We start from the raw sequence: 18,384 nt of genomic DNA, 5'->3' as shown, positions 1-18,384 counted from the left end.
ATGAGGTGGCGGATGTTCTCCGCAACGAGCCGGCGCGCGCTGGCGATCACCGCGGGCCTGGCGACGAGCGTGCTGCTCGTCGCCGCCTGCAGCAACGGCGGGACGAGCGGGACCAGCCCGACGGGAGGGACGACGACCGGCAGCGCGGGCGGCGGCGGCAAGACCGCCGACACGCTGCTCATCGGCACCACCGACAAGATCACGACGATCGACCCCGCCGGCGAGTACGACAACGGCTCGTTCGCCGTGATCAACCAGGTCTTCCCGTTCGTCCTCAACACCCCCTACGGCAGCCCGGACGTCAAGCCGGACATCGCCGCGTCGGCGTCGTTCACGGACCCGAACACGTACACGGTGAAGCTCAAGCCGGGGCTCAAGTTCGCCAACGGTGACGACCTGACCTCGACCGACGTCAAGTTCTCGTTCGACCGGGTGCAGGCGATCGGCGCCAACGGCGCCGACGGCGGCAACGGGCCCTCGTCGCTCCTGTCGAACCTCGCCTCGACCGACGCGCCCGACCCGACGACCGTCGTCTTCCACCTCAAGGCGGCGAACGACCAGACGTTCCCGCAGGTGCTGTCGAGCCCGGCCGGCCCGATCGTCGACCACAAGGTCTTCCCGGCCGACAAGCTGCTGGCCGACGCCGACATCGTCAAGGCCAACCCCTTCGCCGGCCCGTACACGATCACCGACTACACGGTGAACCAGCTGATCACGTACAAGGCGAACCCCGCCTACCAGGGCATCTACGGCGCCCCGAAGACCCCGAACATCAACGTCACCTACTACGCCGACGCCTCCAACCTCAAGCTGGCCGTGCAGCAGGGCGAGGTCGACGTGGCGTTCCGCTCGCTGTCCGCCACGGACATCGCCGACCTGCGCAACGACAAGAACCTCCAGGTGGTCGACGGCCCCGGCGGCGAGATCCGCTACATCGTCTTCAACTTCGACACGCAGCCCTACGGCGCCAAGACCCCGCAGGCCGACCCCGCGAAGGCCCTGGCCGTGCGCCAGGCCGTGGCCGACCTCGTGGACCGCAAGGCGATCGCCGACCAGGTCTACAAGAACACGTACACCCCGCTGTACTCGTACGTCCCCGCCGGCCTGACCGGCGCGAACGACGCCCTCAAGGGCCTGTACGGCGACGGCAACGGCGGCCCGAGCACCGACAAGGCGAAGGCGGCCCTGACGGCGGCCGGCGTCACCACCCCGGTGACGCTCAACCTGCAGTACGCCACGGCGCACTACGGCCCGTCGTCCGCCGACGAGTACGCGCTCGTCAAGGACCAGCTGGAGTCCAGCGGCCTGTTCAAGGTCAACCTCCAGACGACCGAGTGGACGCAGTACTCCAAGGACCGCACCACGGACGTCTACCCCGCCTACCAGCTCGGCTGGTTCCCGGACTACTCGGACGCCGACAACTACCTGACGCCGTTCTTCCTGTCGGCGACGTCGTTCCTGCACAACCACTACTCGAACCCGCAGGTCGACTCGCTCATCCAGCAGGAGGCGACGACCACGGACCCGACCGCGCGGGCCACGATCATCGGCCAGGCGCAGGACGCGGTGGCCAAGGACCTGTCGACGATCCCGCTCCTGCAGGGCTCGCAGGTCGCCGTCGTCGCGCAGGGTGTCCAGGGCACGAAGGACACGCTCGACGCGTCCTTCAAGTTCCGCTACGGCGCCCTCTCCAAGCAGGGCTGACGCAGCTGGCTGACGGGGGCGGCCTCCCCTTCCGGGAGGCCGCCCCTAGGCTTGCGCACGCAGCACATCGAGCGAGGTACACGTGACCATCACCAACGACCTGGCCGCCGACGCGGTCGCGCCCGCCCCTGCGGACGACTCCCGCGGCAGGAAGGGAGGCGGCGCCCTGGGTCGGTACCTGCTCGTCAGGTTCCTGCTCATCTTCCCGACGGTGTTCATCCTCGTCACCGTCGTCTTCGTCCTCATGCGGGCGACCGGCGACCCCATCACGGCCGCCCTCGGCGGGCGCCTGCCCCCCGAGCAGCTCCACGAACGGATCCACCAGGCCGGCTACGACCGGCCGATCCTCGTGCAGTACCTCGACTACCTCGGTCGCATCGTGCGCGGCGACTTCGGCACCACCCTGTCCGACCACCTGCCCGTGACGAAGGTGCTGACGACGTACGGCGCCGCCACGCTCGAGCTCGCCCTCTACGCGCTGGTCGTCGCCTTCCTCGTCGGCATCCCCCTCGGCCGCATCGCCGCGGCCCGCCGCGACCGGCTCCCCGACGCCGGGCTGCGGATCGCCGCGATCCTCGGCTACGCGACGCCGGTGTTCTTCGCCGGACTGTTGCTCAAGCTGATCTTCTCGGTGTGGCTCGGCTGGCTGCCGCCGAACGGTCGCGCGTCGACCCGCGACCTCATCACCATGAAGACCCACGGCGCACGGACCGGCATCTACCTCATCGACGCCATCAGCACCGGCAAGTGGTCGGTCGTCGCCGACGTGCTGCAGCACGCGGTGATGCCCGCGCTGGCCCTCGGCCTGCTGACCGCCGGCGTGTTCCTCCGCCTGGTGCGCACCAACATGATCAGCACGCTGCAGACCGGCTACGTCGAGGCGGCCCGCTCGCGCGGCGTCGCCGAGCGGCGGCTGGTGCGGGCCCATGCGTGGCGCCCGGCGCTGGTGCCGATCATCACCGTCATCGGCCTGCAGATCGCCATGCTGCTCGGCGGCGCGGTGCTGACCGAGACGACGTTCGAGTGGAAGGGCCTCGGCTTCCAGCTGGTGCAGTACCTCAACGCCCGAGACTTCGTGGCCGTGCAGGGCATGGTCGCGCTGCTCGCCGTCATCGTGGCCGTGACGAACTTCATCGTCGACGTCATCGCCGCGCTCGTCGACCCCAGGATCCGGTACTGATGACCGCCGACATCGCCCACGCCGCCACCCCGCCCTCGCCGGAGGAGCTGGAGCCGGTCGTCACGCCCGACCACGGGCCGCGCTGGCACCGGCTGCCGATCGTGCACCAGCTGCGCTCCAGCGTCGGCCTGCAGCGCGCCATGCTCGTCACCGGCCTGGTGCTCACCGGGCTCTTCGTCCTCGGCGCGACCTTCGCGCCCCTCGTCGCCCCGTACTCGTGGGCCCAGCTGCGCGACGGGCACGGCCTCTTCGGTGCACAGCTCCCGCCCTCGTCGACCCACCTGCTGGGCACCACGGTCGGTGGCTACGACGTGCTGTCCCGCGTCGTCTGGGGCAGCCGGACGGCGCTGCTGACGATCGTCACCGCCGTCGTCCTGTCCCTGTTCATCGGTGTCTTCCTCGGCCTCGTCTCCGGCTACTTCGGCGGCTGGCTCGACCGGGTGCTCGTCGTCGTCGCCGACGCGATCTACGCCTTCCCGTCCCTGCTGCTGGCCATCGTCGCCGCGATCGTCATCAGCGGCGGCCAGTCGTCGATGTGGAACGGCATCCTCGCCGCCGCGATCTCGATCACGGTGGTGTTCGTGCCGCAGTACTTCCGGGTGGTGAGGTCGGAGGTCGTCCGGGTCAAGTCGGAGGCCTTCGTCGAGTCCGCCCGGGTGATCGGCTCGTCGAGCGCGCGGATCATGACGCGGCACGTGCTGCGCAACTCCGTGCGCACGTTGCCCCTGATCATGACGCTCAACTGCTCCGAGGCGATCCTCACGCTCGCCGGCCTCGGCTTCCTCGGCTTCGGCATCGAGCCGTCGTCGGCCGCCGAGTGGGGCTACGACCTCAACAAGGCCCTGGCCGACGTCACGGCAGGGATCTGGTGGACGGCCGTGTTCCCCGGCATCGCGATCGTGCTGACGGTGCTGGGCATCACGCTCGTCGGCGAGTCCCTCAACGACCTGGCCGACCCGCGGCTGCGCATCCGCCGCGCGGCCGGTGGCAAGCGCGCCAAGGGCCGGGTGCCCGACGAGCCGACGAACCAGCCGGAGGAGGCCCGATGACCGCCGAGGACCCCGTCGTCGACGTCCGCGACCTGCACGTCACCTTCGCCACCGACGGTGGTGACGTCCGCGCGGTGCGGGGCGTCTCGCTGCGCGTCGAGCCGGGCGAGGTGCTGGCGATCGTCGGCGAGTCCGGCTCCGGCAAGACCGTGACCGCCCGCTCCATCATCGGCCTGCTCCCGGAGACCGCGACGACCACGGGCGCCGTGGTGCTGCGGCGCAACACCGACACCGGTGCCTCCGACGTGCTGGCACTCTCGCCGAGCGCGCTGCGCCAGGTGCGCGGCCGGGACGCCGCGATGGTGTTCCAGGAGCCGTCGACCGCGCTCAACCCGGTGTTCCCGGTGGGCTGGCAGATCGCCGAGGGCCTGCGCGCCCACACCGGCCTGTCGCGCGCGGAGGCCCACCAGGCCGCCGTCGACGTGCTGCGCCGCGTGGGCATCCCCGACCCCGAGGCACGCGCCAAGTACTACCCGCACCAGTTCTCGGGCGGGCAGAAGCAGCGCATCGTCATCGCGCAGGCCCTGGTCCTCGACCCCGGGCTGGTCATCGCCGACGAGCCGACGACCGCCCTCGACGTCACCGTCCAGGCCGAGATCCTCGAGCTCCTGCGCCGCCTGCCGAACGAGTTCGGCACGTCGGTGGTGCTCATCACGCACAACATGGGCGTCGTCGCGGACCTGGCCGACACCGTGGCCGTCATGTACGACGGCGAGATCGTCGAGCAGGCGGACGTCCGCACGCTGTTCTCGGCGCCGAAGCACCCCTACACGCGCGCCCTGCTCGACGCGGTGCCGCGCGTGGGCGCCTCCCGCCGGGCCGCCCTGGCCACCCCGCGGGCCGCCGCGCCCGACGCCGCCCCGGTGGTCGAGGCGAAGGGCCTGACGATCACGTACCCCGGGCGGCTGCGCACGGCCGGGTTCACTGCGGTGGACCACGTCGACTTCGCGATCGCGCCCGGCGAGGTGCTGGGCCTGGTCGGCGAGTCGGGCAGCGGCAAGACGACGATCGGCCGGGCGATCGCCGGGCTGACGCCCGTCACCGGCGGCTCGCTGTCGGTGCTCGGCACCCAGGTGCGCGGCATCTCCGAGCGGAGGAAGCGCCCGATCCGCCGCCGGATCGGCTTCGTCTTCCAGGACCCGGCGACGAGCTTCAACCCGCTCCTGACGATCGCCCAGTGCGTCGCCGAGCCGCTCGTCGTGCACGGCGTGGCCGGCGACGCTCGGGAGGCCCGCGGCAAGGTCGACGAGCTGCTCAAGGCGGTCCAGCTGGACCGCACCTACGGCGACCGGTTCCCGCACGAGCTCTCCGGCGGCCAGCGCCAGCGGGCCAGCCTCGCCCGCGCGCTCGCGCTGGACCCGGAGCTGCTCATCGCCGACGAGCCGACGAGCGCGCTCGACGTGTCCGTCCAGGCCAAGGTCCTCGAGCTCTTCGTGCGGATGCAGGAGGAGCTGGGCTTCGCCTGCCTGTTCATCAGCCACGACCTGGCGGTGGTGGACCTGGTGGCCGACCGGATCGCGGTGCTGCACCACGGCAAGCTCGTCGAGGAGGGCGACCCCGCCCAGGTGCTGGACTCGCCGCGCGACCCGTACACGCAGCGGCTGCTGGCGTCCCTGCCCGTGCCGGATCCCGACGAGCAGGCCGAGCGCCGCGAGGCCTGGCGCACGCTGACGGGCGTCTCCGCGAACGTCTCCTGAGAACCGGTAGGGTCCCGCCGTGACGTGGCTCGTGACAGGCGGGGCGGGGTACATCGGGTCGCACGTGGTGCGGGCGTTCCGGCAGGTGGGGCTCGGCGTCGCCGTGCTCGACGACCTGTCGAGCGGGCACCGGGAGTTCGTGCCGGACGGCGTGCCGTTCGTCGAGGGGTCCGTGCTGGACGTCGACCTGGTGCGCAGCGCGATCGCCGAGCACGGCGTCGACGGCGTGGTGCACCTGGCGGGCTTCAAGTACGCCGGCGTGTCCGTCAGCCGGCCGCTGCACACGTACGAGCAGAACGTCACGGGCACCGTCCACCTCCTGGCGGCGATGGCGGCCGAGGGCGTCGAGCGGATCGTGTTCTCGTCGTCCGCCGGGGTCTACGGCACGCCGGACGTCGAGCGGGTCACGGAGGCGACGCCGACCACGCCGGAGTCGCCCTACGGCGAGTCGAAGCTCATCGGCGAGTGGCTGCTGGCCGACCAGGGCCGCGCCACCGGGCTGCGCCACACCTCGCTGCGGTACTTCAACGTCGTCGGCTCGGGCACCCCGGAGCTCTACGACACCAGCCCCCACAACCTGTTCCCGCTGATCTTCGAGGCCCTGCTGGCCGGCCGCACGCCGCGCATCAACGGCGCCGACTACCCGACGCCGGACGGCACCTGCGTGCGCGACTACGTGCACGTCGCCGACCTCGCCGACGCCCACGTCGCGGCGGCGCAGGCGCTGGCGGTCGGCGCGCCGCTCGAGAAGGTCTACAACCTGGGCTCGGGCGACGGCGTCTCCGTGCGCCAGATCATGGACGCCGTCGCCCAGGTCACCGGCATCGCGTTCGCGCCCGAGGTGGGGCCCCGGCGCCCCGGCGACCCCGCGCGGATCGTCGCCTCCGGCGAGCTCGCCGCCCGCGACCTCGGCTGGGCGATGCGCCACTCGCTCGAGGACATGGTCGGCTCGGCCTGGGAGGCTCGCTCAGCCCACTGAGCGCAGCCCCGCGAGGCGCTCGCCCAGGGCCGCGTAGGCGTCCAGCGAGCCGGCGTAGATGCCGGCCGCGCGCGGGCGGTGCACGACGACCTCGTCGAAGCCCAGCGCCGCGGCCCGCTCGATCCCCTCGGTCGCGGTCTCGACCGAGACGAGCGAGAAGACCGGCGCGCCGTCCAGCGACAGCCACCTGGTGACGGGTCGGCCCTCGGCGATCTCGTCGAACCGCGCCACCATCTCGGCCAGCCCGACCCACCATCGCTCCTGGTCGGCGGCCGTGCCGGCGCCCTCGAGGTCCAGCGACGGCCCGTACGTCGCCCAGCCCTGGCCGTGGCGCGCCGCCAGCGCCATCGCCTTGGGCCCGTTGGCGGCGACGACGAAGGGCGGCCGGGGACGGGCGATGGTGCCGGGCACCATGCGGGCCTGGTGGGCCGTGTAGGCCTCGCCCGCGACGTCCGTCACGGGGTGCGTGAGGAGCTCGTCGAGCAGCGCGAGGAACTCGGCGAACCGCCGGTGCCGCTCGCCGCGCGTCGGGGGCGGGCCCATCACGGCGGCGTCCCAGCCCTCGCCGCCGGCGCCCACGCCGAGCACGAACCGCCCGCCGGAGACGTCGTCGAGCCCCATGACGTCCTTGGCGAACGGCACCGGGTGCCGGAAGTTCGGCGAGGCGACCCACGTGCCCAGGCGGACCCGGCTCGTCACCGCCGCCGCGGCGGCCAGCAGCGGCACCGTGGCGAACCAGGGCTCGTCGGCCAGCGAGCGCCACGCGAGGTGGTCGTAGGTCCACGCGTGGTCGAAGCCCATGTCCTCGGCCTCGAGCCACTGCTCGCGCTGCACCGCCCACCGCTCCTGCGGCAGGATCACCACCCCGACCCCGACCATGCGCTCCCCGCTGTGCTTGTTCGTCGGTCTTGTCTGCGCTCCGCTCCCGGCGGGTGCCGCGGCGGCCCTCACCGTACGCTGCGCTACGCCTGCGACCTCACAGGTGCGTCGCGGACTCGTGCGCCGCGTGCGCCGCGGGCTCGATCTGGAACGTGCAGTGCTCCACGTCGAAGTGGCCGGCGAGGCACTCGCCGAGCGCGTCCAGCACGCCGCCGGTGGCGCCGGAGGCCAGCACCTCGTCGCGCACGACGACGTGGGCGGACAGCACCGGCACGCCCGAGGTGATGGTCCACGCGTGGAGGTCGTGGACGTCGGCGACGCCCGGCAGGTCGGCGATGTGCGCCCGCACCACGGCCAGGTCGACGCCTTCCGGCGCGGCCTCCAGCAGCACCGCGCCGACCTGCCGCAGCAGCACCGCGGCGCGCGGCAGGATGACGAGCCCGACGAGCACCGAGGCGATGCCGTCAGCGCGGGTGAAGCCGGTGGCGAGCACGACGAGCGCGGCGACCACCACCGCCACCGACCCGAGGAGGTCGCCCAGCACCTCCAGGTACGCCCCACGGATGGTGATCGACTCGCCCTGGCCCCGGTGCAGCAGCCCGATCCCCGCGGCGTTCGCCGCCAGGCCGACGAGCGCGACGGCGAGCATCAGGCCGGCCTCGACGGGTCGCGGGTGCAGCGCCCGGTTCACGCCCTCGACGAGCACGACGAGCCCGACGCCGGCCACCACCATCCCGTTGACCATCGCGGCCAGCACCTCGGCCCGCTGCCACCCGAAGGTGCGCCGCAGCGTGGCCGGCCGGGCCGCCAGGCGCGTCGCCAGCAGCGCCAGCAGCAGGCCGGCGGCGTCGGTGAGCATGTGCCCGGCGTCGGCCAGCAGCGCGAACGACCCCGACACGAGGCCGCCGACCACCTGGGCGACGAGCACGACGCTGGTGATCCCCAGCACCCACGCCAGCCGTCCGCGGTGCGCCTGCGCGGCGGTCACGTGCTGGTGCTGTCCGGGCTCCATCCCCCGATCATCCCGTGCCGCGGCCGGTCAGTCCCAGCCCAGCTCCTCGAGCCGTGCGTCGTCGATCCCGAAGTGGTGCGCGATCTCGTGGATCACCGTCACCGCCACCTCGTCGACCACCTCGTCCCGGTCCGCGCACACCGCGAGCGTCGGGTTGCGGAAGATGGTGATGCGATCCGGCAGGGAGCCGGCTGCCCACCAGCTGGTCCGCTCGGTGAGCGGCGTCCCCTCGTACAGGCCCAGCAGCTCCGGGTCGTCCTCCGGCGCCTCGTCCTCGACGAGCACGACGACGTTGTCCATGAGCTCCGCGAGCTCCTCGGGGATCTCGTCGAGGGCGTCCCGGACCGCGTCCTCGAAGTCCTCCCGGCTCATGTCGACCACCTGGTCATCATCCCGCTTTGGAGGATCGCCGCCCCGCACCCTATGATCGTCACCGGTCTTCGGGACGCCTCGACGTTCAAGGGGCGCTCGCCCCCATCGTCTAGCGGCCTAGGACCCCGCCCTTTCACGGCGGTAGCACGGGTTCGAATCCCGTTGGGGGTACGAACCAGCAAGAAAGGCTTCATCACGAGGCCCCGTAGCGCAGTTGGTTAGCGCGCCGCCCTGTCACGGCGGAGGTCGCGGGTTCAAGTCCCGTCGGGGTCGCTCGAGGCGCCGGTCTTCGGACCGGCGTTGTCGTATCGAGGCTCTGTAGCTCAGTTGGTAGAGCGCACGACTGAAAATCGTGAGGTCACCGGATCGACGCCGGTCGGAGCCACCTCGAAGAACCCCCTGGTGATCAGGGGGTTCTTCCGTTTCAGAGGCCCGCCGCCGCGGCCGGCGCGAGCAGCCAGTCGAGCACCTGGTCGGCGGACCAGCCGTCGGGGTGGAGCTCGGCGAGCCGGCTCGCTCCCGCCAGGTCCGAGCCCAGGGTCACGAGGGCCTCCTCGGGGTCGCCGTCGGGCCTGATCTGGCCGAGCCCGGCGTCTGCCGTGAGCGAGTTGCAGAGGCACACCCGGCCGATGGTGTCGGCCGCCGAACCACCCTTGCGGACGAACATGTCCACCGGCTCGGCCGGGCAGCGGTACCCGATGCGCCCGTCGTCCTTGAGGAACGCCGAACGCAGGTAACCGAGGTCACACAGGCGCGGCCGGGCGGCGCGCACCGCAGGGTCGGACAACGAACCGTCGAGCTGCGCCACCTTGAAGGGGAAGCCGGTCGGCGAGGCGGCCGGGTCGGTGAGCACCTCGAGGGTGCCCGCGCGCAGCCGCTCGAGCAGCCGGTACCGCAGCGACGGGGCCAGGCCCGACTCGGCGGCCAGTGCGAAGACCGTCCCCACCTGGGCACCGGTCGCACCGGCGGCCACCGCCGCGCGCAACGCCTCCGGCGTACCCCGCCCGCCGGCGAGCCAGAACGGCAACCCCACGGCCGCGACCTTCTCGACGTCGGCGTCGTCGCGAGCGCCGAAGACCGGTTGGCCGCGCTCGTCGAGCACCGGCCGCCCCCGCGGCGGCGCGTTGTGGCCACCCGCATGCGGGCTCTCGACGACGAAGCCGTCCGGCCGGATCGCCGGGTTCCGCGCCAGGTGGGCGACGAGGACCTCGCTGGAGACGACGGCCAGGAACATCGGGCGGTGCAGCGGCGCCAGACCCGAACCGAGCAGCTCCGAGGGGTCGATGGCGACGGCGTGAGCGCCGCCCGGGTCGCCCGCGACGTCGACCGGCAGGCTGGTCGCCCGGTGCGCCGCCAGCTCGTCGAGCAGGTGCGGGACGTGGCGCGGGATGCCGGCACCGACCAGCACGGCGTCGACTCCGGCGAGCATCGCACCGTACGCGGCGGCCGGCATCGCCATCTGGATCTTCTCCAGGAAGTTGACACCGACGGGGCCGTCGTGACCCTCCTTGGCAAGCCACACCTCGACGAAGCAGGCAAGCAGTGTGAGCTCCTGCCCGGCGCGGCCCGGGCGCAGGCTCACCCGGGGCACCGGCGTGTAGGCCGCGCCGGCGGGCCGGCCGCCGAGACGCAGGTAGCGGGCCAGGACGCGCTCCACGACGCCCTGCACCGGGAAGGCGGCCATCGCACGGCGGGCCGACCCGTCGACGTCGCCGTCCTCCAGTCGCCTGGCGAGCACGAGGTCGAGCGCCGTGCCGGAGACCACCCCGAGCTGACCCCGGCGGGCGACGGCCGAGGCGAGGTGCCACGAGGAGATCGCCACGCCCATCCCGCCCTGGATGATCGCGGGCAACGCCCGCGCCAGGGGTCGCGGTGGGGAAGGCAGCGGCACAGCGGCTCCAAACCTACGGAAGCGTAAGTTACGCCACCGTAGGCTGGGGTCCTGCACCGACCCGGGACCAAGGGCCTGTGCCGAGCGGAGCCTTGCAGGTGGGAGGCGCTCCTACCCCATCGCGTGGACGCCGCCGTCCACGTGCACGATCTCCGCCGTGGTCGCGGGGAACCAGTCCGACAGCAGGGCGACGACCGCGCGCGCGGTCGGCTCGGCGTCTCGGACGTCCCATCCCAGCGGGGCCCGGGCGTCCCAGCCGCCCTCGATCACGTCGAAGCCGGGGATCGCCTTGGCCGCCGTGGTGCGGACCGGGCCGGCTGCGACCAGGTTCACCCGGACACCGGACGGCCCAAGGTCGCGCGCCAGATAGCGGGCCGTCGCCTCGAGGGCCGCCTTCGCGACCCCCATCCAGTCGTAGACCGGCCACGCGACAGTCGCGTCGAAGGTCAGACCGACCACCGAGCCACCCCGCACCAGCAGCGGCAGCGCGGCGGTCGCCAGCGCCTTCAGCGAGTAGGCGGAGACCTCCATCGCGGTCGCCACGTCCGGCCACCCACCGTCGAGGAAGTGCCCACCGAGCACGGACTGCGGCGCAAAGCCGATCGAGTGGACGACCCCGTCCAGTCGATCGGCGTGCTCACCGATTCGCTCCGCGAGCGCCGACAGGTCGTCGGCCGAGGTGACGTCCAGCTGGACCACGGGTGCCGGCGTCGGCAGCCGCCGGGCGATCACCTCGGTCAGCCGCCGCTGGCGGCCGAACGAGGTGAGCACCACGTGCGCGCCCTGCTCCTGGGCGAGCCGAGCCACGTGGAAGGCGATCGAACCCTCCGTGAGGACCCCGGTCACCAGCACCGTCTTGCCGTCCAGCAGCGTCATCGGCATTCCTTCGTCCGTGCCGACGCAGTCGCCGGGCACCGACGAGGCTAGCCACCGGACGGCCGCCGACGGGTGACAACCTCGCCCCAAGATCGCGCCGCCCGGCTGTCCATGCTCGACAACCGCGTGGGCGTCCGGACGGTGCGCCCCGCATCTCGTGAGGTCTTTCACGTTCTCGGGCCCATCGTCCTGCCGCAGGCTCAACCGCCGTCCTAGGCTGGTCGATGTGTCAGGAGGCACGCCTTGACACCGTCATCACCCGAGGGAAGCACAGCCGTGAGCGCCACCACCGCACAGGAATCGCCGAGCGGGCTCCTGCAGCGTCTGAGCGAGGAGTGCACCTTCATGCCCCTCGACCTGGACGACATGCCGCAGATCCCGATGCCGGTGCCCAACCACCCTGCCGGGGAGCTCGTCCACCCCTGGGAGGACTGAGCAGGGCCAACACACCGTGTGATGGTGCGCGGCAACGTCGCGACCACCACACTGGGTCCCACGTACGTCCGACGACGAAGGGCCCTCCTGATGGCCACCAACGGAGCGGTACCGGGCGACACCCGCTCGCTCGGCAAGCTGGTCAGCGACCTGTCCGAGCAGGCCTCTCGCCTGGTGCGCGCCGAGGTCGAGCTCGCCAAGCAGGAGCTGGCCGCCAAGGCGAAGCACGCGGGCATCGGCTCGGGGATGTTCCTGGCCGCGGCGGTGCTCGCCGCCTACACGGTGGCCGTCGGCATCGCGACGGTGATCATCGCCATCGCGGTGGCCCTGCCCGCGTGGCTGGCCTCGCTCATCGTCTTCGCCGCGATGCTCCTCGTCACGGTCCTGCTCGTGGTCGTCGGGCGCGCCCAGGTGAAGAAGAGCGCGCCGCCCAAGCCGGAGCGGGTCATCGAGAACCTGCGCGAGGACGTCGCGGCGGTCAAGGGAGGCCTGCACTCATGAGCGGCACGCAACCGACCGACAAGCTCACCCGGCTCGAGGACGACGTCAAGGCCGCGCGCAGCGAGCTGGCGGCCACCGTGGACGAGCTCGCGGGCTGGTTCGACCCGAAGACGAGACTGGCGGCCGCGAAGGATCGCGGTCGCCAGATGGTGCACGACGCGACCGACCCCGCGGCGGACCCCGCAGCGCGCAAGCGCGCCCGCATCGTGCTCGGTGTGACCGCGGCAGGAGCCGCCGCGGTCGTGGCCGGCGTCATCGGCCGGCTGGCCCGGCGCTGACGCGCCGGGGACGGATCTAGTCGACCTGACGCTGCTGGGGCAGGCCGTCAAGGAGCTCCCGAACCTCGGACTCCTTGTAGCGGCGGTGCCCACCGAGCGTGCGGATGGACGAGAGCTTGCCGGCCCTGGCCCACCGCGTGACGGTCTTCGGGTCGACCCGGAAGAGGGTCGCCACCTCGGACGGCGTCAGCAGGTTCTCCGGCTGGACGGGCGATGGGGACATTGACCAACCTCCACGGTTCCTTCGAGGTGCCCGGGCTGCTCCCCGCGCACAGGGTGGTCATCCTCCCCCGTGGACGAACCTTCCCGTCAGACTCGCACAAACCGCGCTTCGTCGACAAATCGGTCAGTTCGGCCCCAGGTCGGGCGACTTGCCCTACAACACTCTTTAACGGTACATCTCACCCCGAACGTGACCGATCTCACGGAAATCACCCAGCGCGTGTCGGGCCACGGATCGTGACACGACCGTCCACGTCGCGTGACCTGGGCCCGAGGTCCCGCCCCGGCGCGAGGGTGTCCACCCGGGCAAACCGCGGTGGTCGGAATGAGTTCGGACCATGTACCGTTGCCCTGCGAAGAGACGCACAACAGCACCCCGGGGCCGCACGTGTGAGCACGGAGCCGCCCCGCTTCCACGTCAGAGGGGGTCGATGCCATGGGGCGCGGCCGTCAGAAGGCAAAGCAGACGAAGGTCGCTCGCGAGCTCAAGTACATGAGCCCGACGACCGACTACCGGGCTCTCGAGGCAGAGCTCGCGTCGCGCAGCCACCACGATGTCGTCACCGACACCCCTCCCGATGAGGCCGACGACGAGCCCTGGAACTCCTGGGTCGACGAGGAAGCCGCGGACGAGGACGACGAGTAGGGCTCAGGCCTCCCGGTAGGCCCCCACCAGGTGCACGGCGCCGCCGTGCACCCCCTTCGTGCCACTGACGAGTCCGGCGGCCTCGTCGTCCACGGACACCGGCCGGACCCCGCCGAGCACCCACGCCGGGTACCCGAGGCCCGAGGCGTGCGCCAGCACCCCGTCCACGGCGTCGCGCGCGACGATGGCGACCATCCCCACCCCGAGGTTCAGCGTCGACTCCAGGTCCGCCCACGGCACGCCGCCCAGCCGCTGCACGAGCGGGAACACCGGCGGCAGCGCCCACGAGGCGCGGTCCACGTCGGCGACCAGCCCGGGCGGCAGCACCCGGGCCAGGTTGGCGGCGAGCCCGCCGCCGGTGACGTGGGTGAACGCGTGCACGCCGCCCGGGACGGCGGCGGCCAGGGCGAGGCAGTCGGCGGCGTAGACCCGCGTCGGCGTGAGCAGCTCCTCGCCGAGCGTGCGGCCCAGCTCCTCGACGTGCCGGTCCAGGGCCCAGCCGGACCGCGCGACGACGCTGCGCACCAGCGAGTAGCCGTTCGAGTGCAGCCCGCTCGAGGCCAGCGCGACCAGCACGTCGCCGTCACGGACGCGGTCCGGGCCCAGCAGATCGTCGGCCTCGACGACCCCGGTCACCGCACCGGCCACGTCGTACTCGTCGGGTCCGAGCAGGCCGGGGTGCTCGGCGGTCTCGCCGCCGACGAGCGCGCACCCGGCGACCGAGCACGCCGCCGCGATGCCGCGCACGATGTCCGCGATCCGCTCGGGGACCACCCGGCCGCACGCGATGTAGTCCGTCATGAACAGGGGCCTGGCGCCGACGACCGCGATGTCGTCGACCACCATGCCGACCAGGTCGAAGCCGATGGTGTCGTGCACGTCCATCGCCTGGGCGATCGCCACCTTGGTGCCGACGCCGTCGGTGGACGTCGCCAGCAGCGGCCGCCGGTAGGCGGTGAGGGCGGACGCGTCGAACATGCCGGCGAACCCGCCGACGCCGCCGAGCACCTGCGGGCCGTGCGTCGCGCGCACGGCGTCCTTCATCAGCTCGACGGCCCGGTCGCCCGCCTCGGTGTCCACACCGGCGGAGGCGTAGGTGAGGGGGGCCGCGCCCTCGTCGTGCCCGCTCACGGGCGGTCGAGCGCGGTCGAGCCGCCGGCGCCGGGCAGCAGGTTCAGCAGGCCGTCCTCCGGCGAGCCGAGCGCCAGCTGGCGCTGCTCGAGGAGATGCTTGCCGAGCCGGTCGTCGGGCGGCAGGTCGATGGGGTAGCTGCCGGTGAAGCACGCGGCGCACAGCTCGCCCGCGGGCTGCTCGGTCGCCTCGACGAGGCCCTCGATCGAGATGTAGCCGAGGGAGTCGGCGTCGAGCGAGGCGGCGATCTCGTCGACCGCCAGGCCGGTGGCGATGAGCTCGGCACGGCTGGCGAAGTCGATGCCGTAGAAGCACGGCCACTTCACCGGGGGCGACGAGATGCGCACGTGCACCTCGGCGGCGCCGGCCTCGCGCAACATCCGGATGAGGGCGCGTTGCGTGTTGCCGCGGACGATCGAGTCGTCGACCACGACGAGCCGCTTGCCGCGGATCTGCTCGCGCAACGGGTTGAGCTTGAGCCGGATGCCCAGCTGCCGCAGCGTCTGGGACGGCTGGATGAACGTGCGGCCGACGTAGGCGTTCTTCGTCAGGCCCTGGCCGAACGGGATGCCCGACTGCTGCGCGTAGCCGACCGCGGCCGGCGTGCCGGACTCCGGCACGGGGATGACGAGGTCGGCGTCGGCCGGGTGCTCGATCGCCAGCCGTCGGCCCATCGCGACGCGGCTGGCGTGCACCGAGCGGCCGGCGATCGTCGTGTCGGGGCGGGCGAGGTAGACGTACTCGAAGATGCAGCCGGCGCGCTTCGGCGTCGCGAACTTCGTCGAGCGCAGGCCGTTCTCGTCGATCGCGATGAGCTCGCCCGGCTCGACCTCGCGGACGAACGACGCGCCGACGATGTCGAGGGCCGGCGTCTCGGAGGCGACGACCCAGCCGCGCTCGAGCCGGCCGAGGACGAGCGGACGCACACCCTGCGGGTCGCGGGCGGCGTACAGCGTCGTCTCGTCCATGAAGACGAGCGAGAACGCGCCGCGCAGGCGGGGCAGCACCTCGAGCGCGGTGGCCTCGAGCGTGCGGTCGGGGTCACCGGCGAGGAGTGCCGTGATGACGGCGGTGTCCGTGGTGTTGCCGCGCGCCAGCTCGCCCCGGCGCTGCGCGCCGTAGCGCTCGGCGACCAGGTCGATGAGCTCGGCGGTGTTGGTGAGGTTGCCGTTGTGCCCGAGCGCCACCGTGCCGGCCGCTGTGGCGCCGAGGGTCGGCTGCGCGTTCTCCCAGGTGGAGCCGCCGGTCGTGGAGTAGCGCGTGTGGCCGATCGCGAGGTAGCCGGTGAGAGCGGCCAGCGACGTCTCGTCGAACACCTGCGAGACCAGGCCCATGTCCTTGAAGACGAGCAGGTGCGTGCCGTCGCTCGTCGCGATCCCCGCCGATTCCTGGCCGCGGTGCTGCAGCGCGTAGAGGCCGAAGTAGGCGAGCTTGGCCACCTCCTCACCCGGTGCCCACACCCCGAAGACCCCGCAGGCATCCTGCGGGCCCTTCTCGTGAGGGTTGAGGTCGTGGGTCAGACGTCCGTCAGGGCGGGGGGCCACGGCTCCATGGTCGCATACCCGGTCCAACCGCCCGGCGGCGGTCCGCCACCGATCGCGCCGGGCACGCGAGACGCGGCCGGCGCGACCGCGGGTGGGCGTGGCTCAGAAGGGCGGCTCGTCCGGGCAGCCCGTCGACGGTCCGACACTCTCCGGTATGGACGGCCGCCGCCGGCCGCGACGCCCGTCACGGTTCGGTGGGGATGTCCCCGCCGGCGGTGTCGTGCTCGGCGGGAGGTTTGTCGGTGGCCGAGGCCAGCGGCCGTCGGGTTCGGTGCGGTAGGTCCGGCCCAGGGCCGAGCGCCAGACCAGCACCCCGCCCGGCTCGCGGCTGACCTGCCAGTCCATCTCGTGCTTGAGGCGATGGTGCTTGCGACACAGGCAGGCGAGGTTGCACGCCTCCGTGGCGCCGCCGTCGGCCCAGGCCAGGGAGTGGTCCACGTCGCACCGGCTGGCCCGGCGGTTGCAGCCCGGGAACCGGCACGTGACATCACGGAGCTGCACCGTGCGGCGCAGGTCGGCGGGGATGCGGTAGCGGTCCCGGCCCACCGAGAGCACCGCGCCGGTCTCGGGGTGCGTCAGCACTCGGACGAACGACGGCGCGTTCGCGGCGAGCAGCGTCGCGGTCTCGATGTCGATCGGGCCGAAGCCCTCGAGCTCGGCCGGTTCGTCGGATCGCCCGAGCAGGGACAGCACCGGCACCGTGAGGAGCACCTCGGCCCTGATCGCCCGCACCCACCCGGGCACCGGCTCAGCATCCGAGCGGCAGTCGGTGGTCCCGCGCGGAGCAGCACCCGTGGAGGGCGTCTCCCCGGGCACATCCACGTCGCGCGACGCGGCCGGACGTCCGTTCGCGCCCGTGTCGACCGGCCTTGCGCCGGTCGGCGCGGCCAGCGGTCCAGAGTCGCCGGTCAGGTCTCTCGCAGATCCCGCTGCGACCGGCGTCCCGGCCGGGAACGCTGGCGAGGTCATCCCCGCCTCACGTGCTGACCCAGCCAAGGGCTCGCTCGGGCGCGCCGTCGACGCGTCGAGCAGCAGGTCGACGAATGCGTCGGCTCGGAGCTGGATCGCGCTTCTCGCATCGTCCGGCCCGCCGGCCGCGGCGGCGATGGCGTCCAGCCGCCGGTCGATCGCCACCGCCGCCGGGGCGGGGATCAGCGCCGACAGCCACATCAGGTCGTCGTCGGCCGGGGTCACCTCGACCCGCCGGTCGGCCAGGGCCGCGGTGCGCTGCTCGTCGGTGCGCGGCACGTGACGGGCGCGCCACCGCCGCGCGGCCGCCCGCAGCTGAGGCGCCGTGCCTCCGAGCGCCTTGCCGATCAGGGCGGCGTCGGCGCGCGCCAGCACGTCGCCGTCGGTGACGCCGGTGAACACGTCGAGCATCGCGTCGCAGTGCCAGGACGACACCCGGCCCGACTCCGCAGCATCCATCAGCTGCGGGAACGCCGCGAGCATGGTGGTCCGCGCCAGGCGCCGCGCCAGCGTCGTCTCCGGCAGCCGTAACCCGCAGGCGAGCTCGGCCAGCATCGAGCGCGCGCCCCAGGCTCGACGCTCCGCATCGCTGCCGTTCGCGCGGCAGGCCAGCTCCCCGGCTCCGCGCAGGTACGTCTCGGCCAGGTGGCGGTCGTAGCGAGCCGTCATCGCGGACAACCACCGGGCCTCGCCGACCCGCTCGTCGACGAGCACGACGAGCGGGTCGTGCTCCGGGTCGACATACAGGTCGCGATGGAGCCACAGCTCCGCGCCCATGGCACCGCGCTCAGGCATCGGCGCGATCTCCGGTAACGGCGCGCCCGCGGCATCCCACCGCGTCCCGACCGCCACCGTCTGCATGCCACGATCACATCACCGACCACTGACATCGCCGCACGTCAGAGCCAGATTCTGTCACTCGAAAGAGTGACGGGCGGACCCGCCCGAACAGGCGATCTTCGTTGGACTGCCGCCGGCACGTCGAGAGCCTCCGGCGCCGGCGGGCACCGCTTGGCTCG

At 72.7% G+C, this 18,384-nt stretch carries 17 protein-coding genes and 3 tRNA genes; 11 read left to right on the top strand and 9 right to left on the bottom strand.

Features of this window, described 5'->3' with window-relative positions; translation table 11 throughout:
- Nucleotides 1–12: 12 nt before the first annotated feature.
- The 5 genes from BGO37_RS10050 to galE all read left to right on the top strand — a co-directional run bounded on the left by BGO37_RS10050 (nt 13) and on the right by galE (nt 6,609).
- Nucleotides 13–1,704 carry an ABC transporter substrate-binding protein gene (locus tag BGO37_RS10050; RefSeq protein ID WP_291754463.1) on the top strand — a complete coding sequence of 564 codons (1,692 nt, stop codon included), beginning with the start codon at nt 13–15 and terminating at the stop codon, nt 1,702–1,704.
- Between the two features lie 100 nt (nt 1,705–1,804).
- Nucleotides 1,805–2,884, top strand: a complete 1,080-nt coding sequence (locus BGO37_RS10045) for an ABC transporter permease (RefSeq protein ID WP_291754571.1) — start codon at nt 1,805–1,807, stop codon at nt 2,882–2,884.
- Nucleotides 2,884–3,933, top strand: a complete 1,050-nt coding sequence (locus BGO37_RS10040) for an ABC transporter permease (protein ID WP_291754461.1) — start codon at nt 2,884–2,886, stop codon at nt 3,931–3,933. The genes BGO37_RS10045 and BGO37_RS10040 overlap by 1 nt, the downstream gene beginning before the upstream one ends.
- The gene (locus tag BGO37_RS10035) at nt 3,930–5,630 is read left to right on the top strand and encodes an ABC transporter ATP-binding protein (protein ID WP_291754459.1); all 1,701 of its coding nucleotides are present in this window, start codon (nt 3,930–3,932) and stop codon (nt 5,628–5,630) included. The genes BGO37_RS10040 and BGO37_RS10035 overlap by 4 nt, the downstream gene beginning before the upstream one ends.
- 19 nt (nt 5,631–5,649) lie before the next feature.
- A complete protein-coding gene (gene galE / locus BGO37_RS10030; protein WP_291754458.1) occupies nt 5,650–6,609 on the top strand; it encodes a UDP-glucose 4-epimerase GalE in 960 nt (319 codons plus the stop codon).
- On the opposite strand, the gene BGO37_RS10025 is transcribed toward galE, so the two are convergent.
- From BGO37_RS10025 to BGO37_RS10015, 3 genes are all read right to left on the bottom strand, one after another.
- A complete protein-coding gene (locus tag BGO37_RS10025; protein WP_291754457.1) occupies nt 6,598–7,488 on the bottom strand; it encodes an LLM class flavin-dependent oxidoreductase in 891 nt (296 codons plus the stop codon). The two genes, galE and BGO37_RS10025, sit on opposite strands and share 12 nt — an antisense overlap.
- Nucleotides 7,489–7,585: 97 nt before the next feature.
- Nucleotides 7,586–8,500 carry a cation diffusion facilitator family transporter gene (locus tag BGO37_RS10020; RefSeq protein ID WP_291754456.1) on the bottom strand — a complete coding sequence of 305 codons (915 nt, stop codon included), beginning with the start codon at nt 8,498–8,500 and terminating at the stop codon, nt 7,586–7,588.
- A gap of 27 nt (nt 8,501–8,527) precedes the next feature.
- Nucleotides 8,528–8,872 carry a metallopeptidase family protein gene (locus tag BGO37_RS10015; RefSeq protein ID WP_291754455.1) on the bottom strand — a complete coding sequence of 115 codons (345 nt, stop codon included), beginning with the start codon at nt 8,870–8,872 and terminating at the stop codon, nt 8,528–8,530.
- 98 nt (nt 8,873–8,970) lie between these two features.
- On the opposite strand from BGO37_RS10015, the gene BGO37_RS10010 reads away from it, so the two are divergent.
- From BGO37_RS10010 to BGO37_RS10000, 3 genes are all read left to right on the top strand, one after another.
- Nucleotides 8,971–9,043, top strand: a tRNA-Glu gene (locus BGO37_RS10010).
- Between the two features lie 28 nt (nt 9,044–9,071).
- Nucleotides 9,072–9,145: transfer RNA gene (locus tag BGO37_RS10005), tRNA-Asp, on the top strand.
- A 39-nt stretch (nt 9,146–9,184) separates the two neighbouring features.
- Nucleotides 9,185–9,257 (top strand) — tRNA-Phe (locus BGO37_RS10000).
- Between the two features lie 39 nt (nt 9,258–9,296).
- On the opposite strand, the gene BGO37_RS09995 is transcribed toward BGO37_RS10000, so the two are convergent.
- On the bottom strand, nt 9,297–10,763 hold the full coding sequence (locus BGO37_RS09995; protein ID WP_291754454.1) for a nitronate monooxygenase: 1,467 nt from the start codon (nt 10,761–10,763) through the stop codon (nt 9,297–9,299).
- 111 nt (nt 10,764–10,874) lie between these two features.
- On the bottom strand, nt 10,875–11,639 hold the full coding sequence (gene fabI / locus BGO37_RS09990; protein ID WP_291754452.1) for an enoyl-ACP reductase FabI: 765 nt from the start codon (nt 11,637–11,639) through the stop codon (nt 10,875–10,877).
- Nucleotides 11,640–12,164: 525 nt separating this feature from the next.
- On the opposite strand from fabI, the gene BGO37_RS09985 reads away from it, so the two are divergent.
- Both BGO37_RS09985 and BGO37_RS09980 read left to right on the top strand, forming a co-directional pair.
- The gene (locus BGO37_RS09985; protein ID WP_291754451.1) at nt 12,165–12,575 is read left to right on the top strand and encodes a phage holin family protein; all 411 of its coding nucleotides are present in this window, start codon (nt 12,165–12,167) and stop codon (nt 12,573–12,575) included.
- Nucleotides 12,572–12,853, top strand: coding sequence for a DUF3618 domain-containing protein (locus tag BGO37_RS09980; protein ID WP_291754450.1), 282 nt, complete (start codon nt 12,572–12,574; stop codon nt 12,851–12,853). The genes BGO37_RS09985 and BGO37_RS09980 overlap by 4 nt, the downstream gene beginning before the upstream one ends.
- Nucleotides 12,854–12,869: 16 nt before the next feature.
- Here the strand turns inward: BGO37_RS09980 and BGO37_RS09975 are convergent, their stop codons facing one another.
- Nucleotides 12,870–13,076 (bottom strand): BldC family transcriptional regulator, encoded by a 207-nt coding sequence (locus BGO37_RS09975; protein ID WP_291754449.1) that lies wholly within the window; start codon nt 13,074–13,076, stop codon nt 12,870–12,872.
- A 435-nt stretch (nt 13,077–13,511) separates the two neighbouring features.
- Between BGO37_RS09975 and BGO37_RS09970 the strand changes: the two genes are divergently transcribed.
- Nucleotides 13,512–13,721: a DUF3073 domain-containing protein gene (locus BGO37_RS09970; RefSeq protein ID WP_291754448.1), complete on the top strand. Its 210-nt coding sequence runs from the start codon at nt 13,512–13,514 to the stop codon at nt 13,719–13,721.
- Nucleotides 13,722–13,724: 3 nt separating this feature from the next.
- Here BGO37_RS09970 and purM read toward each other — a convergent pair whose 3' ends face one another.
- The 3 genes from purM to BGO37_RS09955 all read right to left on the bottom strand — a co-directional run bounded on the left by purM (nt 13,725) and on the right by BGO37_RS09955 (nt 18,160).
- Entirely contained in the window at nt 13,725–14,852 is a 1,128-nt protein-coding gene (purM, locus tag BGO37_RS09965; protein WP_291754446.1) for a phosphoribosylformylglycinamidine cyclo-ligase, read from the bottom strand.
- On the bottom strand, nt 14,849–16,396 hold the full coding sequence (gene purF, locus BGO37_RS09960; RefSeq protein WP_291754444.1) for an amidophosphoribosyltransferase: 1,548 nt from the start codon (nt 16,394–16,396) through the stop codon (nt 14,849–14,851). The genes purM and purF overlap by 4 nt, the downstream gene beginning before the upstream one ends.
- A 102-nt stretch (nt 16,397–16,498) precedes the next feature.
- Nucleotides 16,499–18,160 (bottom strand): HNH endonuclease signature motif containing protein, encoded by a 1,662-nt coding sequence (locus BGO37_RS09955; RefSeq protein WP_291754441.1) that lies wholly within the window; start codon nt 18,158–18,160, stop codon nt 16,499–16,501.
- Nucleotides 18,161–18,384 lie beyond the last annotated feature (224 nt).

The organism is Cellulomonas sp. 73-92 (assembly GCF_001898175.1).
Classification (GTDB): Bacteria; Actinomycetota; Actinomycetes; order Actinomycetales; family Cellulomonadaceae; genus Cellulomonas.
This window is presented reverse-complemented; position numbering and strand designations above follow the sequence as displayed.

Bases quoted from the DNA above. Each gene is read 5' to 3' on its own strand.
- BGO37_RS10035 (WP_291754459.1), top strand. From the start codon at position 3,930: ATGACCGCCGAGGACCCCGTCGTCGACGTCCGCGACCTGCACGTCACC.
- BGO37_RS10020 (WP_291754456.1), bottom strand. From the start codon at position 8,500: ATGGAGCCCGGACAGCACCAGCACGTGACCGCCGCGCAGGCGCACCGC.
- BGO37_RS09970 (WP_291754448.1), top strand. From the start codon at position 13,512: ATGGGGCGCGGCCGTCAGAAGGCAAAGCAGACGAAGGTCGCTCGCGAG.
- BGO37_RS10025 (WP_291754457.1), bottom strand. From the start codon at position 7,488: ATGGTCGGGGTCGGGGTGGTGATCCTGCCGCAGGAGCGGTGGGCGGTG.
- BGO37_RS09980 (WP_291754450.1), top strand. From the start codon at position 12,572: ATGAGCGGCACGCAACCGACCGACAAGCTCACCCGGCTCGAGGACGAC.
- BGO37_RS10015 (WP_291754455.1), bottom strand. From the start codon at position 8,872: ATGAGCCGGGAGGACTTCGAGGACGCGGTCCGGGACGCCCTCGACGAG.
- BGO37_RS09975 (WP_291754449.1), bottom strand. From the start codon at position 13,076: ATGTCCCCATCGCCCGTCCAGCCGGAGAACCTGCTGACGCCGTCCGAG.
- fabI (WP_291754452.1), bottom strand. From the start codon at position 11,639: ATGACGCTGCTGGACGGCAAGACGGTGCTGGTGACCGGGGTCCTCACG.
- BGO37_RS10050 (WP_291754463.1), top strand. From the start codon at position 13: ATGTTCTCCGCAACGAGCCGGCGCGCGCTGGCGATCACCGCGGGCCTG.
- BGO37_RS09955 (WP_291754441.1), bottom strand. From the start codon at position 18,160: ATGCCTGAGCGCGGTGCCATGGGCGCGGAGCTGTGGCTCCATCGCGAC.
- BGO37_RS09985 (WP_291754451.1), top strand. From the start codon at position 12,165: ATGGCCACCAACGGAGCGGTACCGGGCGACACCCGCTCGCTCGGCAAG.
- BGO37_RS10040 (WP_291754461.1), top strand. From the start codon at position 2,884: ATGACCGCCGACATCGCCCACGCCGCCACCCCGCCCTCGCCGGAGGAG.